Source organism: Pseudomonas sp. GW821-FHT09A09 (assembly GCF_059418405.1).
Genome location: NZ_JBWKPU010000016.1, coordinates 22166 through 45817, shown reverse-complemented (window position 1 = coordinate 45817; position 23652 = coordinate 22166). Strand labels below are relative to the sequence as shown.

The 23652-nt window shown below is 64.1% G+C and carries 20 protein-coding genes; 11 read left to right on the top strand and 9 right to left on the bottom strand.

Translation table 11 applies throughout. From position 1 onward, the window contains the following. Position 1: 1 nt before the first annotated feature. The gene (gene urtE / locus AC07OV_RS16090; RefSeq protein ID WP_138815132.1) at positions 2 to 691 is read left to right on the top strand and encodes an urea ABC transporter ATP-binding subunit UrtE; all 690 of its coding nucleotides are present in this window, start codon (positions 2 to 4) and stop codon (positions 689 to 691) included. A gap of 150 nt (positions 692 to 841) precedes the next feature. Here the strand turns inward: urtE and AC07OV_RS16085 are convergent, their stop codons facing one another. After that, on the bottom strand, positions 842 to 1198 hold the full coding sequence (locus AC07OV_RS16085; protein ID WP_494997925.1) for a DUF1937 family protein: 357 nt from the start codon (positions 1196 to 1198) through the stop codon (positions 842 to 844). 111 nt (positions 1199 to 1309) lie between these two features. Here AC07OV_RS16085 and AC07OV_RS16080 point away from each other — a divergent pair, with 111 nt between their 5' ends. Beyond that, positions 1310 to 2089: a DeoR/GlpR family DNA-binding transcription regulator gene (locus tag AC07OV_RS16080; protein ID WP_176996535.1), complete on the top strand. Its 780-nt coding sequence runs from the start codon at positions 1310 to 1312 to the stop codon at positions 2087 to 2089. Between the two features lie 100 nt (positions 2090 to 2189). On the opposite strand, the gene AC07OV_RS16075 is transcribed toward AC07OV_RS16080, so the two are convergent. The 4 genes from AC07OV_RS16075 to AC07OV_RS16060 form a co-directional block, all read right to left on the bottom strand. Next, complete coding sequence (locus AC07OV_RS16075; RefSeq protein WP_176996534.1) at positions 2190 to 3665, bottom strand: amino acid permease; 1476 nt, start codon at positions 3663 to 3665, stop codon at positions 2190 to 2192. Between the two features lie 208 nt (positions 3666 to 3873). Then, positions 3874 to 5289, bottom strand: a complete 1416-nt coding sequence (locus tag AC07OV_RS16070; protein ID WP_495092561.1) for an FGGY family carbohydrate kinase — start codon at positions 5287 to 5289, stop codon at positions 3874 to 3876. Beyond that, the gene (locus tag AC07OV_RS16065; RefSeq protein ID WP_495092560.1) at positions 5286 to 6548 is read right to left on the bottom strand and encodes an NAD(P)/FAD-dependent oxidoreductase; all 1263 of its coding nucleotides are present in this window, start codon (positions 6546 to 6548) and stop codon (positions 5286 to 5288) included. Before AC07OV_RS16065 ends, AC07OV_RS16070 begins: the two co-directional genes overlap by 4 nt. Then, positions 6538 to 7944 (bottom strand): NAD(P)/FAD-dependent oxidoreductase, encoded by a 1407-nt coding sequence (locus AC07OV_RS16060; protein ID WP_495092559.1) that lies wholly within the window; start codon positions 7942 to 7944, stop codon positions 6538 to 6540. The genes AC07OV_RS16065 and AC07OV_RS16060 overlap by 11 nt, the downstream gene beginning before the upstream one ends. Positions 7945 to 8437: 493 nt before the next feature. Between AC07OV_RS16060 and AC07OV_RS16055 the strand changes: the two genes are divergently transcribed. The 5 genes from AC07OV_RS16055 to AC07OV_RS16035 all read left to right on the top strand — a co-directional run bounded on the left by AC07OV_RS16055 (position 8438) and on the right by AC07OV_RS16035 (position 14080). Next, complete coding sequence (locus AC07OV_RS16055) at positions 8438 to 9340, top strand: arginase family protein (protein WP_176996530.1); 903 nt, start codon at positions 8438 to 8440, stop codon at positions 9338 to 9340. A gap of 45 nt (positions 9341 to 9385) precedes the next feature. Next, positions 9386 to 10198: an AraC family transcriptional regulator gene (locus tag AC07OV_RS16050; protein WP_494997929.1), complete on the top strand. Its 813-nt coding sequence runs from the start codon at positions 9386 to 9388 to the stop codon at positions 10196 to 10198. Between the two features lie 91 nt (positions 10199 to 10289). Next, positions 10290 to 11468, top strand: a complete 1179-nt coding sequence (locus AC07OV_RS16045) for a cystathionine beta-lyase (RefSeq protein ID WP_495092558.1) — start codon at positions 10290 to 10292, stop codon at positions 11466 to 11468. Continuing rightward, positions 11465 to 12484 (top strand): amino acid ABC transporter substrate-binding protein, encoded by a 1020-nt coding sequence (locus AC07OV_RS16040; RefSeq protein ID WP_495092557.1) that lies wholly within the window; start codon positions 11465 to 11467, stop codon positions 12482 to 12484. Before AC07OV_RS16045 ends, AC07OV_RS16040 begins: the two co-directional genes overlap by 4 nt. A gap of 117 nt (positions 12485 to 12601) precedes the next feature. Continuing rightward, positions 12602 to 14080 (top strand): amidase family protein, encoded by a 1479-nt coding sequence (locus AC07OV_RS16035; protein ID WP_494997932.1) that lies wholly within the window; start codon positions 12602 to 12604, stop codon positions 14078 to 14080. Here the strand turns inward: AC07OV_RS16035 and AC07OV_RS16030 are convergent. The 3 genes from AC07OV_RS16030 to AC07OV_RS16020 form a co-directional block, all read right to left on the bottom strand. After that, the gene (locus AC07OV_RS16030; protein WP_495092556.1) at positions 14070 to 15461 is read right to left on the bottom strand and encodes a class II fumarate hydratase; all 1392 of its coding nucleotides are present in this window, start codon (positions 15459 to 15461) and stop codon (positions 14070 to 14072) included. The two genes, AC07OV_RS16035 and AC07OV_RS16030, sit on opposite strands and share 11 nt — an antisense overlap. 12 nt (positions 15462 to 15473) lie before the next feature. Further along, a complete protein-coding gene (locus AC07OV_RS16025; protein WP_033897419.1) occupies positions 15474 to 16778 on the bottom strand; it encodes a cation:dicarboxylate symporter family transporter in 1305 nt (434 codons plus the stop codon). 163 nt (positions 16779 to 16941) lie between these two features. Beyond that, a complete protein-coding gene (locus tag AC07OV_RS16020) occupies positions 16942 to 18297 on the bottom strand; it encodes a class-II fumarase/aspartase family protein (protein WP_495092555.1) in 1356 nt (451 codons plus the stop codon). A gap of 113 nt (positions 18298 to 18410) precedes the next feature. On the opposite strand from AC07OV_RS16020, the gene AC07OV_RS16015 reads away from it, so the two are divergent. Next, positions 18411 to 19142 carry a GntR family transcriptional regulator gene (locus AC07OV_RS16015; RefSeq protein WP_495092589.1) on the top strand — a complete coding sequence of 244 codons (732 nt, stop codon included), beginning with the start codon at positions 18411 to 18413 and terminating at the stop codon, positions 19140 to 19142. Here AC07OV_RS16015 and AC07OV_RS16010 read toward each other — a convergent pair. Then, entirely contained in the window at positions 19139 to 20779 is a 1641-nt protein-coding gene (locus tag AC07OV_RS16010; protein WP_494997936.1) for a methyl-accepting chemotaxis protein, read from the bottom strand. The two genes, AC07OV_RS16015 and AC07OV_RS16010, sit on opposite strands and share 4 nt — an antisense overlap. A gap of 233 nt (positions 20780 to 21012) precedes the next feature. Between AC07OV_RS16010 and fmdA the strand changes: the two genes are divergently transcribed. Genes fmdA through AC07OV_RS15995 form a run of 3 tightly spaced genes read left to right on the top strand, consistent with a single transcriptional unit; the run spans position 21013 to position 23651 of the window. Next, complete coding sequence (gene fmdA / locus AC07OV_RS16005) at positions 21013 to 22242, top strand: formamidase (RefSeq protein ID WP_494997937.1); 1230 nt, start codon at positions 21013 to 21015, stop codon at positions 22240 to 22242. A gap of 2 nt (positions 22243 to 22244) precedes the next feature. Then, positions 22245 to 22592: an FmdB family zinc ribbon protein gene (locus AC07OV_RS16000; RefSeq protein WP_495092554.1), complete on the top strand. Its 348-nt coding sequence runs from the start codon at positions 22245 to 22247 to the stop codon at positions 22590 to 22592. A gap of 15 nt (positions 22593 to 22607) precedes the next feature. After that, positions 22608 to 23651 carry an aliphatic amidase gene (locus tag AC07OV_RS15995; protein WP_495092553.1) on the top strand — a complete coding sequence of 348 codons (1044 nt, stop codon included), beginning with the start codon at positions 22608 to 22610 and terminating at the stop codon, positions 23649 to 23651. Position 23652 lies beyond the last annotated feature (1 nt).

Below are 23652 nucleotides of genomic sequence, written 5' to 3'. Positions count from 1 at the left end.
CATGTTCAAGATCGACCAATTGTCCTGCGGCTACGGGCAGAGCCAGATCCTCCACGATCTGGACCTGAACGTGGCCAAGCGCGAGATTGTCGCGGTGATGGGCCGCAACGGCATGGGCAAGACCACCTTGTTCAAGAGCCTGATGGGCATCCTGCCGCAATGGAAAGGCCAGGTGAGTGTGGACGGGCACGATGTGTCGGCGCTGGAAACCCACGAGCGGGTAGAGCGGGGCATCGCCTATGTGCCCCAGGGCCGCATGATTTTCCCGAGCATGACCGTGCTGGAAAACATCCAGACCGGCTTGCCGGCCTCGGCGCGGGGCAAGGTGCCGGAGGACTTGTATGCGTTGTTTCCGGTGCTGCACGACATGCAGTCGCGCAAGGGCGGCAACCTGTCGGGTGGGCAGCAACAGCAGCTGGCAATTGCTCGCGCGCTGGCGACCAACCCCAAGGTGTTATTGCTCGATGAACCGACGGAGGGCATCCAGCCGTCGATCATCAAGGACATCGCCCGCACCTTGAAGGAGATCCGCAACCTGCGGGACCTGACCATCGTCGTGTCCGAGCAGGTGCTGTCCTTCACCCTGGAAATCGCCGACCGCTTCCTCGTCATCGAGAAGGGCCGCTTCGTGATCGAAGAGACCCGTGACCGCGTGGACGAGGCCACGATCAGCCGCTACCTGTCTGTCTGACCCACCACCCACCTTTATTGCCGGTGTGTTGGACCTGTAGGAGCCGGCTTGCCGGCGATGGCGATCTGTCAGTGGACGCGAAGTTGCCTGACCTGCCGCCATCGCTGGCAAGCCAGCTCCTACAGGGGGGATAGGAATTAGCCGTCAGGGTCAGGTGAATTGTGCTGCAACGTTCGACCACAGGCTTACCCGGCGTCCCCTCGCTTCAAAAAACGCGATCTCGCGCTTGATCCCCCCACTCAATTCCCACCCCGGCAGGTCCAGCACGATCAGCTCGTCGAGCAACGCCATGAACACCGCATCCACTGGCGCCCATAACTTGCCGATGGCTGCGTTGTCCTTGCCCACGAACGCCTGGTTGATCGGGTGAGACATCGACACCTGGCTGAACACGGCATGACCCGCCTCGATAATCCCGGCAGCAACCTTGTTGCAAGCGATAAACCGTTCCTCGACCACGGCTGCGTCGGCGTGGCTGTAAGGGCAGGCGAGAAAAATCTTGCGCATAAATACCTCTGTTTTTTTGATGAATGAATAAAATTCTGTGGCTTATCTGTTGAATTGGTGACCGAATCCACTTAGTTTTGCCGTCACCTCAGCACCGACACGGAGACCGCCATGCGTCCCAACGAGCGCCGCCAACACATCCTCGAACTGCTTCGCCAGCGCGAGCGCATCTCCGTCGACGAACTGGCCCGTACCCTCAGCGCCTCCCAGGAAACCATTCGCCGCGACCTCGCGGACCTCGCCGATAGCGGCCAGGTCACCAAGTTTCATGGCGGGGCCTCGCTGCCGCCCCGTGGTGAACACGAGAACGCGTTCCAGACCCGCATGAACGAGTTCTCCCAGGAAAAACGCGCAGTGGCGCGCTATGCCGCCGGCTTGTATTCGCCGGGCGACAGCCTGCTGATCGATACCGGCACCACCACCTTGTTTTTCGCCCGCGAACTGGCGCGGCTCAACCGCATCACGGTGATCACCAACTCCTTGCAGATCGCCGACAGCATCGGCGCCAGTGGCAACCGGGTGTTCATGATCGGTGGCGAGTACCGCCCCGAATCCAACCAGAACAGCGGGCCGCTGGCGCTGGAGCAGATCGCCCGTTTCAACGCCGAGCACGCCGTGGTCACCATCGGCGCGCTGAGCGTGGACGGTGCGTTCGACTTCTCCATCGAAGAGGCCGAGATCGCCCGTGCAATGATTGCCCGGGCGCGCTACCTCACGGTGATCGCCGACTCGTCCAAGCTCGGCCGCAGTGCGTTGTTCCAGGTGTTTCCCCTGGAACGCATCGACCGCTTGATCATCGATCGCAAGCCGGTGGGCGAGCTGGGCAGTGCGTTGGCGCGGGCCAATGTGGACGTGCATGAGGCGCAGGTCACTCCGAAAACCGATTGGTAAACCCCGGCTGCCCAGGGGCAGCCGAGGAATCGCGCGCAGCCGAATGCCGCAAGGCTGGGTGGCAGCCTCTGCCGTATCAGGTGGGCGAAGGGGGTGTGGCTTACAGGTAATGCTGGATCGGCGGCATCTGTTCCAGTTGCTTGCGACGGGTGACCCACACGCAGGCAAACACCACGGCGCCGACCGCGATCAGGCCCAGCACGTACATCTGTGCCACGCGAAAGTCCGCCGGGATCATGAACACGCACAGCTCTACGAACAGCCACAGGCACGCGCCAGCCACCACCGGCCACTCCCATTTGCCCAGGGTAAAGTCGTCGGCGTGGTGCAGCTGTTTGTGGCGGGTGCCGATGTACAGCAGCACGGTGGCGCTGTAGAGCAGGGCCGGCAGCAGGGTGGCCGCACCGAGGATTTGCGTGAGGGCGTCGGGGTCGCTGTAGAAGCTCAGCACGATGATCATCGGGATCAGCGCTGCCAGGATCGTCGCCCACAGCGGGCCGCCGGTGGGGCGTGGCACGTAGCTCAAGGCTTCGGCGAACGGCAGGCGCCCGTCGCGGGCCATGGCGTGCACCAGGCGGCTGTTGCTGGTCATGATCACCAGGCCACAGGCAAAGATCGCCACGCACACCACCAACAGGATGAGCTTGCTCAGGGTTTCGCCCAGGGTGATGCGGATCACGTCGGCCACCGGTGCCGAACTCTTGCTCAACTCAGCCACCTGATCGCCCAGGCCCATGCCGATCACCATCAGGAACAACGTGCCCATCACGCCACTGGCCAGCACCGCGTGGACCATCGCCCGAGGTACCACCTGCTTGGGGTTGAGGGTCTCTTCGGCCAGGTTGGCCGCCGCTTCCCAACCCACCAGGGTGAAGGCGCCGAGCAGGCCCGAGAGCATGAACGGGCCGAGCCAGCCGTAGTAGTGCTCGGTGGGGGCAATGCCGGTGGACAGCAGGTTGGACGCCTGGCCCTTGCCGAAGAAGGTCACGGCGATGCCGATGCCGACGATCAGGCCGATCATCGCGATCACTTCCGCCCCCACGGCCATGTTGTTGATCTTGGTCAGGATCGGCGTCGACCAGATGATCAGCAGCATCTGGATAAACAGCACCACCACAGTGGTGATGGCGCCCGCCGCCGGGGAGTACTCAAGCCCGAGCAAGGGGAACAGCGCCACCTGGGCCAGCCCGTAATCCACCGCCAGCAGCACCACCGCGATGAACGCGAAACTCATCCAGCCAAACCACCAGCCCAACACCGGGTTGACCAGGCGACTGGCCCACTGGTAGCTGAAACCGGACAGCGGGATCTTGCTCGCCAGCAGCCCGAACACCAGTGCCACCAGCAGCGTGCCGAGGGTTGCGATGGGCCAGGTCCACATGCCGATGGGGCCGCTGGAGACCAGCACCGAACCGTAGGTGGAAAACAGCCCGGTGGTGATCGAGATAAACGAAAACGCCACGGCAAAGGATTCGAACTTGCCCAGAGAGCGTTCGAACTGTTCCTTGTAGCCGGTGCCGCTGTCGGCACCTTTATCGGGTAAAACGGTTTGCGGACTCGAAAGAGTGTCAGACATGGGGATGTCTCCTTCAAAAAATGCACAGGACAAGGCTCGGCGCACGGGTTGACAGGGCAACCTGCGACGCCCGGGGCCCGACGGGGTGACGCACTTCATATGCCAGCGTGTTTTTTGTTGTGGTTTTGCCTTTTTCGGCGTTGTGAGCCGGTCAATTCCCTGGCGGTGAAGCGGGTGGCAACTGCCTGTTGTCACCGGTTGCCTGTGGCTAGCGCCAGGTGCGACAGCGGCTGACCGCGTCGCTGAAGGTGTCCCTCCACGCGCGGGCGGTGGCCGCGCTGACCCTGGGGTGGAACTCGGTGCAGGTGTTGCGCGGTGCCACCAGGGTTTTGCCCAGTCCACGGGCGGCCAGTGCTGCACAACCAAAGGCGGTAAGTTCGTCGAAACGCTGGGTCACGATGCACCGTTGCAAGGCGTCGGCGAGGAACTGCGCGAAATAGGGGCTGCGCGCCAGGCCGCCGTCGATGGACAGGCGGTCGGTGACGCTGAGGAACTGGTCCATGGCGCTGATCACCTCGACACTGCGCAGGGCCACGCCTTCCAGCACGGCCTGGCACATGTCCTGACGCGTGGTGCCGCCGTGCATGCCCACCCACAAGGCGGCCGCACTGCGGTCCCAGTGTGGGCAGGCCAGGCCCGACAATGCCGGCACGAACGCCAGCTGCCGGGCAATCGCCGGGGGCTGGTCAAAGCCGGCCAGTTCGGAAAAATCACTGAACAAGCCCAACCGGCCAGCCCATTCCACGGCGGCGCTGGCGTCGTACACACCGCCGTCCATGGCGTACACCGGCTTGCCGTCGATCTGCCAGGCGATGGTGGCGAGCAGGCCTTTGTCCGGGGCGCGGATGATCTCGTCGCCGGTCAGGGTCAGGGCAAACGCCCCTGTGCCAAAGGTGATCTTGGCATCGCCGGCCTTACGGCAACCGTGGCCGTACAACGAGGCTTGCTGGTCGACCACGGCAGCAGTGACCGGTGTGGCGCCGATCTCACCGAAATGGCCGACGGTGTCGAGAATCGGCGGCAGGGTCTCGATGGGCACCCCGAACAGTTCACAGAGTTCGGCGTCCCATTGCCCGGTGGCCAGGTTCATCAGTGAGGTGCGCGACGCGGTGGTGACATCGGTGGCGAACACCCCGGTAAGGCGGTCGAGAAACCACGCGTCACTGGTGCCCAGGCGCAGGCGCCCGGCCTTGAACGCCTGCTGGGCGGCGGGCAGGTGGTTGATGATCCAGCTCAGCTTGCTTGCGGAAAAGTACGGGTCCAGGGGCAGCCCGGCACGGGCCAGGGTCAGGCCTTCGCCGCCTTCGGCGCGCAGTCGTTCGATGGCCGGGCCGGTGCGGTTGTCTTGCCAGACGATCACCGGCGACAGCGGCTTGCCGGTGATCGCGTCCCATGCCAGGCAGCTTTCGCCCTGGTTGGCCAGGCCGATGGCATCCACGCGCCCGGTGGCTTCCAGGCAGCGTTGCAGGTTGGCCAGCAGCTCCAGCGGGTCATGCTCGACCCAGCCCGGCTGTGGGTGGTGTTGCTGGTGGCGCAAGGCGAGCTGGATATCGGCCGAGCCGTCATCGCTGACCACCAGCACGCGGGTGCTGGTGGTGCCTTGGTCCAGGGCGGCAATTCTCATGGCGTCTCTCCTTTGTTCGGCGCGGGGTGTTCATGGCCGACAAAGTCGACATCCAGTTGCGTGATACGGGCGTTGAGTTTGAGTGCAGCGATGGGGATCAGGATGCGTCGCTCCGGCAGGCAGGCCAGGGCCTTGCTCCAGATCGGCACGCCGTCGGCATACACCGTCAATTCGCCTTCGCAGGCGGTGTTGACGCGCAATTGCAGGTGCTCAAGGCCGGCCACACCGGTTGGGGCAAAACGTTGCGGCACGCAGAGCTTCAACGGCGGGCGGCAGCGGATGGCCAGGGTGCGCTGGGCCGCGGGGATTTCACCGCGCAAGTCCTTGGCCAGCAGGTGTGCCACGCGGGCCCCTTCGCGCCACGACCAGCCGGCGGTTTCCACCGGGCGCAGCAGGTTGCCGGCGGCGAAGTAGGCCGGGTCGGAGCAGCGGCCGTACTGGTCGATCACCGGGCCACGGCTGCCCGGGTCCAGCAGCAGGTGGCTCTGGCGCACCAGGCTGGCTTCCGGCAGGAACTGCCCGGTGAGCAGCACACCGTCGCAGTCCAGGCGCTGCACCTGCCCGTTGGCCAGGCGCACGCTGGCGGCCTCCACGCGACCGGTGCCGTGGATCTCCAAGAGCTGCGCGCCGTAATGCACCGGCACGCCGCACAGCCATGGGAACAGCGACAACGGCCAACGCGCGGTGGCACGGAAGTTCGACTCGATCATCGCCACCGGCTTGATCCCGGCACGGCGGCAACTGAACACCGAGGACAAACTCACCAGTTCGCTGCCGATAATCAGCGGCCGTTCGAACGGCTTGAGGTGTTGCAGGTACAGGTAGGCTTGCAGGGCGCCGGTGTTGATCACCCCCAGGGGCCGGTCACCGCCGATCAGGCGCGCCGAGCGTGGGTTCTCGCGCACGCCGGTGGCCAGCAGCACACGCTTGGCTTGCAGGGTGACGGCGCCGGCATCGCTCACCAGCTGCAGGCAACCGCCATGGCCCAGTTGGGTCACGGTGTGGCCCAGGCGCAGTTGCACACCGGCGGCCAAGGCTTCGGCGACGTTGCGGCGCGCATAGTCGGGCCCGGTATAGAGACGGCCGTATTCGCGAAAGCCGAACGGCGGGTGGCCGCAATGGCGCGGCACGCCACCGGCCACGCTGTCGCGTTCGATCACCACCACGTTGTCCACGCCCTGGCGGCGCAGCTCAACGGCGGCCGACAACCCGGCCGGGCCGCTGCCGATGATTGCCACGTCCACGTACTCAGTCTTCATGGGCGGCTCCCGTGGCCAGTGGCAATGCGAGGTGCCCGGCGCTCAGTTCGGCCACGCGGGCGCCGCAGTAAAAACCCTGGCAGCGGCCCATGCACACACGGGTGCGACGCTTGAGGCCACCGAGGTCGCCGGGGGGCAGGGGGCTGGCAAAGGTGGCCTGGATTTCCCGCGAGGTAACCCACTCGCAGTGGCAGACGATTTCGCCAAAGCCCGGCTGTTGATAGTCCCGTGGCAAGTGCTCGGCGAGGTTGGGCAAGTGCGGCCAGCTCAGGTGTGTGACGGGCGCGTGCTGGACGCGCTGCCTGTACAGCTCGAACACATGCCGGGCAATGCCCAGCGCGGCTGTCAGCCCGGTGGAGCGGATACCACCGACGGTGATCCAGTGCTGCCCGGTCACTTCGTGGATGCGGTATTCCTTCTTCTCGCTGGCGGGGCGCAGGGCGGCGTAGGTGGCGGTGACGGGCATGCCCTCCAGCGCCGGAATGCGGACCACGGCGGCGTCGATCAATTGGTTGAGGATGGCCGGGGTCAGGCCGGCGTGAACGCGGTCGTCCTGTTCTTCGGCGGTGGGCCCCACCAGCAAGTTGCCAAAGACGGTGCGGGTGATGACGATGCCTTTGGTGCGCTCATTGGGCACCGGCAGGATGATGTTGCCGAGCAGGGCGGACGCGGCCTTGTCGAACACCACGAACTGGCCTTTGCGCGGGTGGATGCTAAAGGTGCTGTCGCCCAGCAGGCGGTGTTCCAGGTGGTCGCCGAACAGCCCGGCGCAGTTGATCACGGTGTTGGCGATATAACTGCCGCGCGAGGTACGCAGCTGCCACGCCTGGCCGTCAAAATGCCCGGCTTCGACTTCGGTACCGGTGTGCACGCGGGCGCCGTGGGCCATGGCGTGCTGCAGGTAACCCAGGGGCGCCGACCACGGGTCGATCAGGTATTCTCCGGGCACCGCCACGGCCCCCAGGGCGCCGTGGGCCAGGTGGGGTTCGGCGTGCTGGAGCTGCTGCGGGCCGATCAGGTGCGCATCGGTCACGCCGTTGGCATGGGCCTGTTGCAGGATGCCGTCGAGCTTGGCCAGGTCGTCGTCACTCCAGGCCACCACCAAGGCGCCGGCCTTGAGCAGCGGCAGGTTCATGTGCCCGTGGATCTCCAGGTATTCCTGGTAACCCGCTCTCATGCACGTCAGCTCAAGGCTACCCGGTGGCGCATCGAAACCGGTGTGCAAGATGGCACTGTTGCCCTTGCTCGCACCCGAGAGGATGTCGGTGCCTTTTTCCAGCAATAGCACCCGTGCCCCTTCAAGGGTGAAGCGCCGCGCCATGGCGCAACCCACGACGCCGGCGCCGATGATCGCGACATCATACGTGTCGGTGGGGGGAGCAAATGATGGGCTCATTGTGCGGCGTAGTCCTTGTGTCGATAACATAACTTGAATGCCGGTAACGGAGCAGTGACTGTGCCAGTCGAGGTATTGACTGTGGAGTTGTTGTTTTTAAGGCATTCAATTCGGTCATAAAAGGATAAAGCGTGCCTTAAACCTATAGAGCATTGGTTTTATTGGTTTTCTGTGTGGGGTATGGGAAGTTTTCACATTGCTACTTTGCGACACAGTGGGGCGAAGTAACGTTACAAGTGCACTCAAGTGAGGCGTCCGCTTAGTTGTGTACCCACTATGACTAAGTTGCGGCGTCACTAACGCCCGTAGCGGTGTTTTAGAGTAAAAGTGATTCGGTCATATAACCGTTGATAAATGACCGAAAGGGCGGTTTAAAAAATCAATATCCACGTTTAAAACCAACACTGGCGCACTCCCTGCGAAGGTCCCGGTGTAGCGGCACATCGATAAAAACCAGCCGCCATGCCGTTGAACACACCAGAGAGGATGTTCCATGCGTAACTTCGCAATCATTGAAGCCCCGTCCGTGCTCGGGCATATCCCCACTCACTTGGGCGTGGCCCGCATGCCGGATGTGCTGCTCAAGGCCGGCCTGGCCGAGCGGCTGGGGGCGCGCCACGCCGGCCGCGTGGAGTCGCCGCCGTGGCGCGAGGAGCGCGATCCGGAAACCCAGATCATGAACCCCCACGCCATCAACGAATACTCCATCACCCTGGCGAATAAAGTAGGGGAGGTGCTGGACAAGGGCGAGTTCCCGGTGGTGATCGGCGGCGATTGCTCGATCCTGCTGGGCACCTTGTTGTCGCTGCGCCGCCGTGGGCGCTTCGGGCTGTTTTACCTGGACGGCCATGCAGACTTCTATGAGGCCGAAAAGAACCCGATCTCCGGCGCCGCGTCGGCCAGCGACCTGGGCTATGCCACCGGCCGTGGCCCGGCGGTGGTGGCCGACATCGAAGGCCGCCGTCCGCTGTTGCGTGACGACGATGTGGTGCTGTTCGGCTACCGCGACGGTGCGATCCAGGCGCGCAACCGTTGCCAGCCGATCCCCGAAGACCTGCTGGCGTTCAACCGCAACGAAGTGCGCATACTCGGCACGCAAACTGCTGCTGAAGAAGCGGTGGCCCACCTGACCCGTGTCGACGGCCCGGAAGGTTTCTGGATTCACGTCGACGTCGACGTGCTGGACCAGGGCATCATGTGGGCCTGTGACCACCCGCAGCCGGACGGTTTCTCCTGGGACGACCTGGCCACGACGCTGCGCACGGCCATGCAGTCGCCACAGGCCATTGGCATTCAATTCACCATCTACAACCCCGACATGGATCCGGGCCACCTCAGTGGTCGCGGCCTGGCCGGCACCATCGCCAGGGCGCTCGCACCGTTCGGCAAAGCCTGATCGGTGGCGGCGGTGCTCGGTATTCGCTCAGAGGAGGGCTGCCCGATGACCACCGCCGATTCCGTGAGGTACTGGCGTTCGCCGATCCTGCCGGACGCCGACCTGCTGAGTGCCACCTACCATCGACAGCGTTTCGCGGCGCACTGGCACGACACCTACACCGTGTCGGTGATCGAAGCCGGTGCCCAGCGTTACGACTACCGTGGCAGCCGTCACGTGGCCGATGCGGGCTGCGTGCCGGTGCTCAATCCGGGTGAGGTGCACACCGGTTCGCCGGCCATGGACGGTGGCTGGCAATACCGGGTGTTCTACCTGCCGATCAACTTCGTGCAACAGGTGATGAATGACCTGTGCGACCGCCCGTGCGACCTGCCGTGGTTTCGTGACGACATCCTGCGCGACCCCGACCTGACCCGCAAAATGCTGCGGGCCCACCACGCCCTGCAGCAGCCGGACGACGCCCTTGGTGCCGAGCACGCGTTGCTCGATGCGGTGTCCACCCTGTTGATCCGCCATGCCGGGCAGCGCCCGCCGGTGGCGCATTTGCTGCGCGATGCGGCGCGTGTCGAGACCCTCAAGGCGCGCTTGATGAGCGACCTGGCCGAGCCCCTGACCTTGAGCGAACTGGCCGGGGAGGTGGGCTTATCGACGTTTCACGCGGCGCGCCTGTTCAGCCGCGAAACCGGTCTGGCACCCCATGCCTGGCGCAATCAATATCGCCTGAACCTGGCCCTGCACCTATTGCGCGACGGCGTGCCCGCCACCGATGTAGCCAGTGCCAGCGGCTTTGCCGACCTCAGCCATTTCACCCGGCATTTCAAGAAAAGCTTTGGCGTGACGCCGGGTCGCTGGCGCTGAGTTTATTTTCGTAAAGCGCAAGAACGTTCAATCGCCGCAGTGGTGCCACTCCCTATGATTTTTTCCATCATCTGGAAGTGGAACCCCTGTCATGCCTCGCCATATCCAAACCACCTTGCTCGACCCCACGCCCCGCGCACCCGGCGGTTTTCGCTCGTTGGCCACGGCCACCCATCGCGGCTCCACCACCCTGTTTGGCAGTGCCCGCGAAGTGCGCGACGACTGGTGCCCCGAGCGCGTGCCCTATGCCTACGGCCTACACGGTACGCCCACCAGCCTGGAGCTGGCCGCGCGCGTTGCCCAACTGGAGGGCGCCGAGCATTGCTTCATCACTCCGGGCGGCCAGGCAGCGATTGCCCTGGTGTACTTCGCTTTCTGCGGTGCGGGTGACCATGTGCTGGTGCCGCAGAGCGCCTACGGCCCCAACAACGACCTGGCCCGTGACCTGCTGGCCAGGCTGGGCATCGCGGTGCAGACCTACGACCCGATGATCGGCGCCGAGATCGCTACGTTGATCCGCCCCAACACCACCCTGATCTGGTGTGAGAGCCCGGGCTCGGCCACCATGGAAATCCAGGACGTGCCCGCTATTGCTGAAGTGGCGCGGGCGGCGGGCGTGGTGCTGGCGCTGGACAACACCTACGCCAGCGGGGTGTATTTCGACGCCTATGCCCACGGTGTGGACGTGTCGATCCAAGCCCTCACCAAGTACATCGGCGGCCACAGCGACCTGCTGTTGGGCTCGGTGTCGACCCGCAGCGAAGTGTATTACCAGGCCCTTGGCCAGGCGCGTTCGCTGCTGGGCATGGCGGTCTCGCCCGACGATTGCAGCCTGGCCTTGCGCGGCCTGCAGACCCTTTGGGTGCGCTTGGCTCATTTGCAGACCAGCACCTTGCAAGTGGCGCAATGGCTCAAGACCCGCCCCGAAGTGGAAAGGGTATTGCACCCGGCATTTCCCGATTGCCCGGGTCACGCGTTGTGGCTGCGCGACTTCACCGGTTCCACCAGCGTGTTTTCGGTGGTGTTCCGCCCGACGCTGGCGGGCGAGGCGCTGCTGGACTTCATCGACCGCCTCAACCTGTTTCACCTCGGCTACAGCTGGGGCGGCGTGACCAGCCTGGTGGCGCCGCATTTCAACCTTAACCGCGATGTGCGCCAGTACGGCGATCGGCTGGTGCGTTTCAACATCGGCCTGGAGCACGTCGACGACCTGATCGCCGACCTTGAACACGCGTTTTCCCAAGCAGATAACCACGGAGATGGGCAATGAAAACCTTCACGCGTTTGATGATTGCGGGCGCCGTCCTGGGTGCCAGTGGCCTGGTACATGCCGGAGCCACCCTGGATGCGATTCACAAGAAAGGCTTTATCCAATGCGGGGTGTCCGACGGCATCCCGGGGTTCTCAGTGCCCGACAAGAATGGAAAGCAACAGGGCATCGACGTGGACGTCTGCCACGCGGTGGCCGCTGCGGTGTTCGGCGATGCGGGCAAGGTGCGGTTCACCCCCACCAATGGCAAGGAGCGCCTGGCCGCGTTGCAGTCTGGCGAGATCGATATCCTGTCGCGCAGCACCACCTGGACCAGCTCCCGTGACGCCGGTATGGGCCTGGTCTTCACCGGCGTCACCTACTACGACGGTGCCGGTTTCATGGTCAACAAGAAGCTGGGGGTGAGCAGTGCCACTGAACTGGATGGCGCGTCGATCTGCATTCAGGCCGGCACCACCACCGAACTGAACACCTCGGACTTCTTCCGCAGCCACGGGCTCAAGTACACGCCGATCACCTTCGACACCTCCGAAGAAACCGCCAAGGCCTTGCAGGCCGGGCGTTGTGACGTGATCACTGCGGACAAGTCGCAACTCAATGCCCAGCGCAGCCAGATGACCACGCCGTCCGACTTTTTGATCCTGCCCGAGACGATTTCCAAGGAACCGTTGGGACCGTCAGTGCGTCGTGGCGATGATGAGTGGTTCAGCATTGTGCGCTGGACGCTGTTTGCGATGCTCAACGCGGAAGAGGCCGGGGTGACATCGGCCAATGTCGAGGCCCAAGCCAAGACCACCCGGAACCCGGACGTGGCGCGCTTGCTCGGCGCCGATGGCGAGTACGGCAAGGACCTGAAACTGCCCCGGGACTGGGTGGTGCAGGTGGTCAAGCAGGTGGGCAACTATGGCGAGGTGTTCAACCGTGCGTTCGGGCCAGGGACGCCGCTGGCCATCGACCGGGGCTTGAACAACCTGTGGAACAACGGCGGTATCCAGTACGCGCCACCGGTGCGGTGAGGGGCCGGCGAACGCTTTCCTGAACGGGCAGGCGCATACCGTATCGGCGTCTATGGAATATCCGGGCGGGCTCAGGTGTTTACCGGTAGACCTGAACAACCACCGAGCCCGCCGCCCATGAGCACCGACACCCCTTACCGCAGCGCCACCGAGCTGCTCGCCGACATCGCGGCCGGCCGCCAAAGCAGTCGCGCCTTGCTCGACAGCTACCTGGCGCGCCTGGAGATGCTCAACCCGGCGCTCAACAGTGTGGTCACCCTGGACCTCGCGCAGGCGCGCCTCAAGGCCGACCTGGCTGACACGGCAGTGCGCAATGGCCTGCCGCTGGGGCCTCTGCATGGTTTGCCGATCACTATCAAGGACACCTTTGAAGTGCTCGGTATGCCGTGCACCGCAGGTGCCGCCGCGTTGCGCGAGCATCGGCCGGCGCAGTCGGCGGTGGCGGTCAAGCGCCTGGAAGATGCCGGTGCCATTGTGTTCGGCAAGACCAACGTGCCGACCATGGCCGGGGATATCCAGACTTACAACAGCCTGTTCGGCACCACCCACAACCCCTGGAACCTGGCGCTGACACCCGGCGGTTCTTCAGGGGGCGCTGCGGTTGCGTTGGCGGCGGGCTTCACCGCGTTGGAGCTGGGCAGCGACATTGGCGGCTCGATCCGCATCCCGTCGCACTTTACCGGCGTGTATGGGCACAAACCCACCCACGGCATCGTGTCCCAGCGCGGGCATATCCCCGGAGCACCGGGTGACCTGGCAGAGGGGGCGTTGAACGTGGTCGGGCCCTTGGCGCGCAGTGCCGCCGACCTGCAGTTGATGCTGGACGTGATCGCCGCCGCACCACCGGCCGGGCAACCCGGTTGGCAGTTACAGCTGCCAGCGCCGCGCCCTACGTCTCTGAAGACCTTTCGTGTGTTGCTGTGGACCGACGACGTTGATTGCCCCCTCGACCCGGGCATGACCGAGGCCTACCGCCAATTGCGCCTGAGCCTGGAAGCGGCGGGTGTGGAGGTGGTGCAGGGCGCGCCCAAAGGGGCGTCGCTGGAGCGCTTGTTTGCCGCCTACCTGTTGCAACTGGGCGCTGAGCTGGGTGTGTCGTTGCCAGCGTCCAAGCGGTGTTTCATGGGGTTGGTGGCTCCGATGTTGCGGGCACTGGGCCGGGTGATGGACACGCCGCAGCATGCCGACAAGTTCTACCAGGGCAGCGCCATGGGCCATGCCGATTGGCTCAAGGCCCATGAGGCGGGCTTGCGCCTGCGTGAAGCTTTCCTCAAGACCTTCGATGACGTCGACGTGATCCTGGCGCCGCCCACCTTCACCACGGCGTTTGCCCATGACCACTCCAGGGTCATCAGCCTGCGCACCCTGCAGGTTGACGGCCAGAAGCGTCACTACGCCGACCTGTACAAGTGGATTGCGCCGGCCACCCTGATGGGCCTGCCGGCCACCAGCGCGCCCATTGGCCTGACACGCCAGGGGTTGCCGGTAGGCGTGCAGATCATCGGTGCGCCGTTTGCCGATCGCACCACGATCAAGTTTGCCGAATACCTTGCGGAGGTGGTCGGTGGGTTCCAGGTGCCGGGGGCTATGGGGTAGGGCGGATCATGGCGGCCGGCTGCACGCGTTGCGCGTATTCCTCGGCGGTCATGAAGCCCAGTTGCACCGCCGCTTCCTTGGGCGACAAGCCTTCGTCTGCGGCCTTGCGGGTGATCTGCGCCACCCGGTCATAACCCAGCACCGGGTTGAGCACGGTGGCCATTAACAGCGAGTGCTCCACGTTGCGCGCCAGTTGCGGGCGGTTGACCTCCAGGCCGTTGAGCAGCTTGTGGGTGAACAGGCTGACGCAGTCGGTGAGCACCTCGATCGAGTGCAGCAGGTTGTGGATCAGCACTGGCTTGGCCACGTTCAATTCGAAGGTGCTGGACGCGCCCGCCAGGGTGATGGTGGTGTGGTTGCCCATCACCTGCATGGCCGCCTGCACCAGCACTTCGGCGATGGTCGGGTTGCGCTTGCCGGGCATGATCGAGGAGGTGAGGCCGTCATCCGGCACGATCAACTCGCCCAGGCCGCAGCGCGGGCCTGAGCCCAGCAGGCGGATGTCGTTGGCTATCTTGGTCAGCGACACCGCCAGCACATTCAACGCGCCGGAGACCTCCACCAACGCATCGTGGGTGCTCATGCCTTCGAATTTGCACGGGTTGGTCTGGAATGCCTCGCCGGTCAACTGGCTGATTTCTTCGCAAAACGCCACATCAAAGCCTACGGGAGTATTAAGCCCCGTGCCCACTGCCGTGCCGCCCTGGGGCAGCAGGCGCAGGCGCGGCATGCAGGCCTCGATGCGCGCGATGCCGTGGTGGATCTGCTGGGCAAAACTGCCGAACGCCTGGCCCTGGCTCATCGGCACCGCGTCCATCAGGTGGGTGCGGCCGATTTTCAGCACGTCCTGCCAGGCGTCGGCCTTGGCGTTCAGCTCGTTGCGCAGGTGACCGAGCGCAGGCAGCAGCCGACCGCGCAACTCCAGCACGGTGGTCAGGTGCATCACCGTGGGGAAGCTGTCGTTGGACGACTGCGAACGGTTCACGTGGTCGTTGGGGTGCACCGGCGACTTGCTCCCCAACTCGCCGCCGAGCCGCAGGTTGGCGCCGTTGGCGATCACCTCGTTGGCATTCATGTTGGTCTGGGTACCGGAGCCGGTCTGCCAGATCGACAGCGGAAAGTGCGCGTCAAAGTGACCGTTGGCCAGGTCCTGGGCGGCCAGCTCAATGGCCTCGGCCAGGGCGGGCGCGAGTGCGCCGAGCCGTGCATTGGCGCGGGCGCAGGCGCGTTTTTGCTGGCCAAAGGCGCGGATCAGGCTGGCCGGGAACGGCTGCTTGGCGCCGAACACCTCCAGTGCGCGCTGGGTCTGTGCACCCCAGTAGCGCTCGGCCGGGATGGACACCGGGCCAAACGCATCGTGTTCGATTCGCAGAGTGGGCATCGTGCTGCTCCGTCAAAGTGCCGCGCCAGCCGCTCGGCCGAGCACGCGTTGATATTCATCCTGGGCGGTCTGCTGGGAGAACTCGCCGGACCATTTGGACACCACCACGGTGGCCACGCTGTTGCCGATGGTGTTGCAGGTGGCAATCGCCATCGACATGAAGCGGTACACGCCAAACAGCAGGGCCAGGCCTTCGGCCGGCAGCACGCCGATGGCCGTGACGGTGGCGGCAAACACCACGAAACTGCCGCCCGACACCGCCGCCGCGCCTTTGGACGTCACCAGCATGATCGCGATGATGCCCAGCTGTTGCTCCCAGCTCAGGGGCACGCCGTAGGCGTTGGCGATGAACAGCACGCACAGCGACATGTAGATCGAGGTGCCATCGAGGTTGAACGCGTAGCCGGTGGGCAGCACCAGGCCGACGCTCTGCTTGGAGCAGCCGAACTTCTCGAGTTTTTGCAGCAGGCGGGGCAAGGCGCTTTCCGACGAGGCGGTGCCGAGCACGATGAAGATTTCATCCTTGATGTAGGTGAGGAAGCGCCACAGGCTGAAGCCGCTCAAGCGGCACACCGCACCCAGCACCACAAAGATGAAGAAGGCAATGCCCACGTAGAACATCAGCACCAGGTTGGCCAGGGACATCAGCACGGCAGTGCCATTGCTGCCCACCGCGTAAGCCACCGAGCCGAAGGCGCCCAGGGGCGCGAACTTCATGATCAGGTTGATGAATTCGAAGAAGCATTCGGAGATGCGGTTCAAGCCGTCTTCGATGACTTCACGGCGCTCGGGTTTCAGGGCCAGCAGGGCAAAGCCGAACAGCACCGAGATCACCAGCACCTGCAGGAGTTGGCCACCGGCAAACGCGCCGACGAAGTTGTCGGGGAAGATGCCGTAGATGAAGTCCATGGTCGACGCCGGCGCGTGGCCCTTGGCAACGGCGGCACTCGCTGCGGCAGCGGCAGCGCTGCTCGGGTGGGCGTCGTGCATGCCGGAACCGATCTGCAGCAGGTTGCCCCACAGCAGGCCGATGGCCAGGGCGATGGTCGACACCACTTCAAAATAGATCAGTGCGCGCAGACCGACTTTGCCGACGCGCTTGATATCACCGGCCGAGGCGATGCCGTGGACCACGGTGAAAAACACCAGCGGCGCGACGGCGGTCTTGATCAGCTTGAGGAAGATATCGCCGAGGATCTTGAAACTGGCGGCCAGCTCGGGGGCGAGAAAGCCGAAGGCAATGCCGAGGAACATGGCGGCAACGACCTGGAAGGTCAGGTCCTTGTAGAGCGGTTTTTTGGCGGGGGTGGATGACATGTCTGTGATCTCGTTGTTGTTATGGTTCGGTGTAGCGCCGTAGATCTAATGTGGGAGCGGGCTTGCCCGCGATAGCGGTCTGTCAGCTGATGCATCCGGTGACTGATACACCGCAATCGCGGGCAAGCCCGCTCCCACATTTGGATTTGCATTGAGTGTTGGATCAGCGCGGGACTGCACCCTCGCGCGCCAACGCGATATCCACCATCTGCGGCGCCAGCCCCAGGTAGTTGGCCGGGTCGGTCAAGCGTTGCAGTTCGGCCACGTCCAGTTGCGCGGTGGCTTCGCCCTGGGCGAGCAGGGCGTCGAGCAGGCTGGTGCCCTGGTCGTTGGCCATGCGGCAGGCGGCATAGACCACGTCGTGGGCCACCTGACGGCCGAGGGCCGGGGCGAGGCCCATCATCACGGCTTCGGCGACGATCAAGCCCTGGGTCATGTCGAGGTTCTTGCGCATGCGCTCGGGGCGCACTTCCAGGCCTGCGAGCATGAAGGTCGCCTGGCCCAGGGACGCGGCGCTGAGGGCGAAGGCTTCGGGGATGGCGATCCACTCCGCCTGCCACGGGCCGGTGGAACGCTCGAAGTCCTGGATCATTGCGTCGAGCATCAGCCCTGCGTGTTGGCGCACGCCCTTGGCGGCGGCGTACATCAGCTCGCAGGAAATCGGGTTGCGCTTCTGCGGCATGGTGCTGCTGGCGCCACGGCCCTTGACGAAGGGCTCGTACACCTCGCCCAGCTCGCTGGTCATCATCATCATGATGTCCAGGGCGATCTTGCCCAGAGAACCGGTGACCAGGCCGAGGAAGTTCAGGGTTTCGGCCAGGCCGTCGCGGGCCACGTGCCAGGTGGCTTGCGGCACGCCCAGGCCGAGTTCGGCCATCAAGGCTTGCTGTACCTTCAGGCCCTTGTCGCCCAGGGAGGCGAGGGTGCCAGCGGCGCCGGCGAACTGGCCGATTTCCACCCGTGGGCGCAGTTCCAACAGGCGTTCGGCGTGGCGGTCGAACATGCTCAGCCACACCGCGCACTTGTAGCCGAAAGTGATCGGCAGCGCGTGCTGCAAGTGGGTACGGCCCGCCATGGGCGTGTCGCGATAACGCTCGGCCAAGCCGGCGAGCAGGCCGCGTACCGCCTGGATATCACGCTCGACAATCGCCAGGGCCGCGCGCACCTGCAGGACCACGGCGGTGTCCATGATGTCCTGGGTGGTGGCGCCCCAATGCACATAGCGGCCGGCTTCGCCGCAGATCTTCGACAGTTGCTCTACCAGCGGCAGGATCGGGTAACCGACGATCTCGGTCTCGTGCTGCATCAACGCCAGGTCCAGGGCTTCGTAGCGTGACAGCGCGGCGATCTGCTCGGCGGCCTCGCTCGGGATCACGCCGCAACGGGCTTCGGCGCGGGCCAGGGCCACTTCCACTTCGATGTAGCGCTCGATCAGCGCTTTGTCGGAGAACACGCCACGCATTTCGGCTGTGCCGAACATGTCGCGGAACAGGGCGGAATCAAAAACGGTACTCGACATGGCGAAGTCCTATTTGTTATTTTTAAACCATACATATTTAATATGTCCGTACATTATGATTACGCCTGTGCTGATACACTGTCAACACGACAACGAGGGTAAAAATGGAAAGCGTGAGCCAGAGGCGTTATGCGGCGGTGGCCAAGGACTTGATCGACAGGATTGGCAGCGGCCATTACCCGGTGGGGTCGTTGTTGCCGACGGAGTTCGAACTGTGTTCGCTGTACGCGGTGAGCCGTCACACGGTGCGCGCGGCCATCGACCAGTTGCAGGGGCAGGGCATGGTCTCGCGGCGCAAGCGCGTGGGCACGCGGGTCGAGGCGTCGTCACCCAAGGGCGGTTATTCCCAGGCGATGGCGTCGGTGGCCGACCTGGTGCAAGTGGCCGAAACTCACATTCGTGATATCCAGGGCGTGCGTGAATTCGTCGCCGATATCGCTCTGGCCCGGCGCCTGGGGCTTGAGCCGGGTGGGCACTACTTCTGCGTGTCGAGCATCAAGGTGGATGCCGGCGACGGCAATGCGCCGTTGTGCTGGACCGACGTGTACGCCGAACAGACCTTCGCCGAGGTGATCCCCGAAGCGCGCAAACACCCCGATGAGTTGATCGCGGCGTTGATCGGCAAGGCGTTTGCGCGGCACATCGATGTGGTCGACCAGCAGGTGCGGCCGGTGCAGCTGAGTAGCGAACTGGCCGCCAGCCTGAAGGCCCAGGGCGGTGCACTGGGGCTGAACATCATCCGCCAGTACCGGGATGACGCCGGTGAGGTGATTGCCGTGTCGGAAACGGTCTACCCGGCAGACCGTTTCACCCTGACCATGCAGATGAAGCGCGACAAGCTTTAAGCCACGTTGAAGAACGCCACCTTGGTGCTCAAGCGGTCCGCCAGCTCGGCCAGTTCCTGATTGGAGCTTTCCACCACTTCGGAACCGGCCGCCGATTGCACGGTGGAGCTGTGGATACGCGTGACGTTCTGCGCCACCTCTTCGGCGGCGGCGCTTTGCTGCACCGAAGCGCTGGCGATTTGCGCGTTCATCGCGTTGATCGCGCCGACTTCCTGGCTGATCTTGCCCAATGCCACCTGAGAGTCGCGGGTTTGCGCCACGGTGACCTGGGCCAGGTTGCGACTGCGCTGCATGATGTCGGCGGCGTCCTGGGTGCCGCTTTGCAGTTTGCCGATCATGTCGCGGATTTCCTGGGTGGACTCCTGGGTGCGCGTGGCCAGGGAGCGCACTTCATCGGCCACCACCGCAAAACCACGCCCATGCTCACCGGCCCGCGCCGCTTCGATGGCCGCGTTGAGGGCCAGCAGGTTGGTCTGGGCGGCGATGGCGTTGATCACCTCGATCACGGTTTCGATGTTTTCGCTGTCGCTGGACACCTGGTTGACCCGCGTGGTTGCTTGCTCAAGGATCGTCGCCAACTCTTCGATGGCCACGGTCACTTCGCCCACCAGGCGGTGGCCGCTGTCCACTTCTGCGTCGGCCAGGATGGTGGCCTTCGACGCCGCCGAGGCGTAGCCCGAGACCTCGCTGACCGAGGCAGCCATCTGCGTGATGGCGGCGGCCACATGCTGGGCTTCGCTGGTCTGCAGGGTGATCTGCTGGCGGTTGTCGCTGGCCACCGACAACAGGGTCACCGAGGAATGGCGCAGGGCCTGGGCGGCGGCGCGCACTTCGGTGATGGTGTCGCCCAGGCGCGCCAGGGCGTTTTTCAGGATGCCCATGACGCTGTCGGGGTAGCGGGTTTCGATGGGCTGGTTCAATTCGCCCTGGGCCAGGCGGCGGATCGCTTCGGCCACTTCCTCCGGCTCGGCACCGAGGGTGGCCTTGATGTTGCGGATGATCAGCAGCGACACCAGCACGCTCAGGATGATTGCGATCGCGCTGGCCAGCACCATCAGCACGGCAAAGTTGCTGGCGGCCGATTGCACCGTGTCCAGGCGTTGCTTGATCTGGGCTTCTTCGAAGTCGATCAGCGCATTCACGCGCTTGAGCCACTCGGTGTAATGCGCCGATGCCTGGGCCAGCAGCAGGTCCTGGGCGCCGGCGATGTCGTTGCCGCGACGCAGGGCAATCACCCGTTCGCTGGAGGCCAGGGCCTGGGTTTCGATGGCCTTGATATCGGCCAGCAGGCGCGCCTCTTCGGCGCTGGGGGCGGCGCTGGCGAACAGGCGGTCGAGCATCACGGCGGAATCCTGATAGTCGCGCTTGAGTTGGTCGATCTCGGCCAGGTGCCGGTTGAGCGCTGGCTCATCCTTGACCAGCACCGCGTCACGAATGGCGATGGCGCGGTTGTGCACGCTGCCCCGGAAGTTGATCGCGTAGCGCTGCACCACGGCGGCTTTTTCACCGACCTCCTTGAGGGTGCCGTCGATAAACCCCACTCGCTGGATACCGACCGCAGTGATCAGCACCAGCAACGACAGGGTGGACGCAAAGCCCAGTCCGATACGCATTGCCAACGAGACAGGTTTTTTCATGAAAGGCTCGATATTCAAGGAGTTAGAGGTGATGGCTAAAAGCTATCTGTCTCGCGAAATCTAATCACCCCTCGACGTTGCGTCCAATCAGAAATTGCTGACCCTGACATTGAGCGAATTGATGGAATAAAACCCCACGCTCGGGTTTTATACGTCATCCAACGTATTCCCCGTTTTCCCTGGCCCCTTGAGACTGGATTGCACGCACCCGCCATCCGTCCAGGAGCCTGTCCATGACCGAAACGCTGATCAAAGTCGACCTCAACCAGCCTGTCACCGAAAACGAGCAGATCCACAACCGCTGGCACCCGGATATTCCGATGGCCTGCTGGGTCAAGCCGGGCGATGACTTCATCCTTGAAACCTACGACTGGACCGCCGGCGCCATCAAGAACAACGACGACGCCAGCGACGTGCGCGACGTGGATTTGTCCACCGTGCACTACCTGTCGGGCCCCGTAGGCGTGCACGGCGCCGAGCCGGGTGATTTGCTCGTGGTGGACCTGCTCGACATCGGCGCCAAGGCCGATTCCCAGTGGGGGTTCAACGGTTTCTTCTCACGCCAGAACGGCGGCGGCTTTCTCACCGATCACTTCCCCAGCGCCCAAAAAGCCATCTGGGATTTCAAGGGCATGTTCACCAGCTCCCGGCACATTCCGGGCGTGAATTTTGCTGGCCTCATCCACCCCGGCTTGATCGGCTGCCTGCCCGACCCGGTCATGCTCGCCGACTGGAACCGCCGTGAGCAGGAACTGATCGACACCAACCCCACCCGCGTTCCGCCGCTGGCCAACGCGCCCCTGGCGGCCACGGCGCACATGGGCAAGATGCAGGGCCAGGCACGCGACGATGCGGCTGCCACCGGCGCGCGTACCGTGCCGCCCCGTGAGCACGGTGGTAACTGCGACATCAAGGATTTGTCCCGGGGTTCGAAGATCTTTTTCCCGGTCTACGTCAAGGGTGCCGGGCTGTCGGTGGGTGACTTGCACTTCAGCCAGGGCGACGGCGAAATCACTTTTTGCGGCGCCATCGAGATGGCCGGCTGGGTGCACATGAAAGTCGAGCTGATCAAGGATGGCATGGCCAAGTACGGGATCAAGAACCCGGTGTTCAAGCCGAGCCCGATCACCCCGAACTACAAGAACTACCTGATCTTCGAAGGCATCTCGGTGGACGAACAGGGCCAGCAGCACTACCTGGACGTCAACGTTGCCTACCGCCAGGCGTGCCTGAACGCGATCAACTACCTGACCAAGTTCGGCTACTCGCCGGCCCAGGGCTATGCGCTGCTCGGCTCGGCGCCGGTACAAGGGCATATCAGCGGCGTGGTGGATATCCCGAATGCCTGCGCGACCTTGTGGTTGCCCACGGAAATCTTCGAGTTCGACATCAACCCCAACGCCAACGGGCCGACCAAGTTTCTCGATGGCAGCATCGACCTGCCCATCGCCCCGGACCTGTAGCCATGCCGTCCTACGAATACGCCTGTGCGGCGTGCGGCACCTTCACGATGTTGCGGCCCATCGCCCAGCGCAACGAACCGAGCCAGTGCCCGTATTGCGACGGGCCGGGCGGGCAACTGCTGATTTGCGCGCCCGCGTTGCAAACGCTGTCGGGCAACCAGCGCAAGGCCATCGAGGGCAACGAACGCAGCCGCCATGCGCCGCAAACCGTCGGCGAGTACCAGGAAAGCCGCAAGCACCCGGCCGGTTGCAGTTGCTGCGGCACCAGCAAAAAGGTGCTGCCGAGTAAGGCCAACCCCTTGGGGCTCAAGACCAAAACCGGCCCACGGCCGTGGATGATCAGCCACTAGAACAGGAGCGTTGTTATGCGTCATGGCGACATTTCCAGCAGCCCGGACACCGTGGGTGTCGCGGTGGTGAACTACAAGATGCCGCGCCTGCACAGCAAGGCCGAGGTCATCGACAACGCGAAGAAGATTGCCGAGATCATTGTCGGCATGAAGCAGGGCCTGCCCGGCATGGACCTGGTGGTGTTCCCCGAGTACAGCACCATGGGGATCATGTACGACAATGATGAAATGATGGCCACCGCCGCAAGCATTCCCGGCGAAGAGACCGCGATTTTCTCGGCGGCCTGTCGCCAGGCGAACACCTGGGGCGTGTTTTCCCTGACCGGTGAGCGCCACGAAGAGCACCCGCACAAGGCGCCGTACAACACGCTGGTGTTGATCAACCATCTCGGCGAAATCGTGCAGCGCTATCGCAAATGCATTCCCTGGTGTCCCATCGAAGGCTGGTACCCGGGCGACCGTACCTATGTGTGTGACGGGCCCAAAGGCATGAAGATCAGCCTGATCATTTGCGACGACGGCAACTACCCGGAGATCTGGCGCGATTGCGCGATGAAGGGCGCTGAGTTGATCGTGCGTTGCCAGGGCTATATGTACCCGGCCAAGGAGCAGCAGGTGCAGATGTCCAAGAGCATGGCCTGGGCCAATAACTGCTATGTGGCGGTGGCGAACGCGGCGGGGTTCGATGGGGTGTATTCGTACTTCGGACACTCGGCGATCATCGGTTTTGACGGGCGCACCCTGGGCGAATGCGGCGAGGAGGAGATGGGCATCCAGTATGCGCAACTGTCGGTGTCTCAGATCCGCGATGCGCGGGCCAATGACCAGTCGCAGAACCACCTGTTCAAGCTACTGCACCGGGGCTACACCGGCATGCACGCCTCGGGCGATGGCGACAAGGGCGTGGCGGACTGCCCGTTCGAGTTCTACCGCACCTGGGTGCTGGATGCGCAGAAGGCCCAGGAGAATGTCGAAAAAATCACCCGCAGCACCGTCGGTGTCGCCGAGTGCCCGGTGGGCCAACTGCCCCATGGCGGTAAAGAGAAGACGGCGGAGTAGG

Coding starts and splice junctions, on each gene's coding strand:
- AC07OV_RS16010 (WP_494997936.1), bottom strand. CDS start 20,779: ATGAAAAAACCTGTCTCGTTGGCAATGCGTATCGGACTGGGCTTTGCG.
- AC07OV_RS16080 (WP_176996535.1), top strand. CDS start 1,310: ATGCGTCCCAACGAGCGCCGCCAACACATCCTCGAACTGCTTCGCCAG.
- fmdA (WP_494997937.1), top strand. CDS start 21,013: ATGACCGAAACGCTGATCAAAGTCGACCTCAACCAGCCTGTCACCGAA.
- AC07OV_RS16040 (WP_495092557.1), top strand. CDS start 11,465: ATGAAAACCTTCACGCGTTTGATGATTGCGGGCGCCGTCCTGGGTGCC.
- AC07OV_RS16085 (WP_494997925.1), bottom strand. CDS start 1,198: ATGCGCAAGATTTTTCTCGCCTGCCCTTACAGCCACGCCGACGCAGCC.
- AC07OV_RS16020 (WP_495092555.1), bottom strand. CDS start 18,297: ATGTCGAGTACCGTTTTTGATTCCGCCCTGTTCCGCGACATGTTCGGC.
- AC07OV_RS16045 (WP_495092558.1), top strand. CDS start 10,290: ATGCCTCGCCATATCCAAACCACCTTGCTCGACCCCACGCCCCGCGCA.
- AC07OV_RS16075 (WP_176996534.1), bottom strand. CDS start 3,665: ATGTCTGACACTCTTTCGAGTCCGCAAACCGTTTTACCCGATAAAGGT.
- urtE (WP_138815132.1), top strand. CDS start 2: ATGTTCAAGATCGACCAATTGTCCTGCGGCTACGGGCAGAGCCAGATC.
- AC07OV_RS16025 (WP_033897419.1), bottom strand. CDS start 16,778: ATGTCATCCACCCCCGCCAAAAAACCGCTCTACAAGGACCTGACCTTC.
- AC07OV_RS15995 (WP_495092553.1), top strand. CDS start 22,608: ATGCGTCATGGCGACATTTCCAGCAGCCCGGACACCGTGGGTGTCGCG.
- AC07OV_RS16000 (WP_495092554.1), top strand. CDS start 22,245: ATGCCGTCCTACGAATACGCCTGTGCGGCGTGCGGCACCTTCACGATG.
- AC07OV_RS16055 (WP_176996530.1), top strand. CDS start 8,438: ATGCGTAACTTCGCAATCATTGAAGCCCCGTCCGTGCTCGGGCATATC.
- AC07OV_RS16065 (WP_495092560.1), bottom strand. CDS start 6,548: ATGAAGACTGAGTACGTGGACGTGGCAATCATCGGCAGCGGCCCGGCC.
- AC07OV_RS16060 (WP_495092559.1), bottom strand. CDS start 7,944: ATGAGCCCATCATTTGCTCCCCCCACCGACACGTATGATGTCGCGATC.
- AC07OV_RS16070 (WP_495092561.1), bottom strand. CDS start 5,289: ATGAGAATTGCCGCCCTGGACCAAGGCACCACCAGCACCCGCGTGCTG.
- AC07OV_RS16030 (WP_495092556.1), bottom strand. CDS start 15,461: ATGCCCACTCTGCGAATCGAACACGATGCGTTTGGCCCGGTGTCCATC.
- AC07OV_RS16050 (WP_494997929.1), top strand. CDS start 9,386: ATGACCACCGCCGATTCCGTGAGGTACTGGCGTTCGCCGATCCTGCCG.
- AC07OV_RS16035 (WP_494997932.1), top strand. CDS start 12,602: ATGAGCACCGACACCCCTTACCGCAGCGCCACCGAGCTGCTCGCCGAC.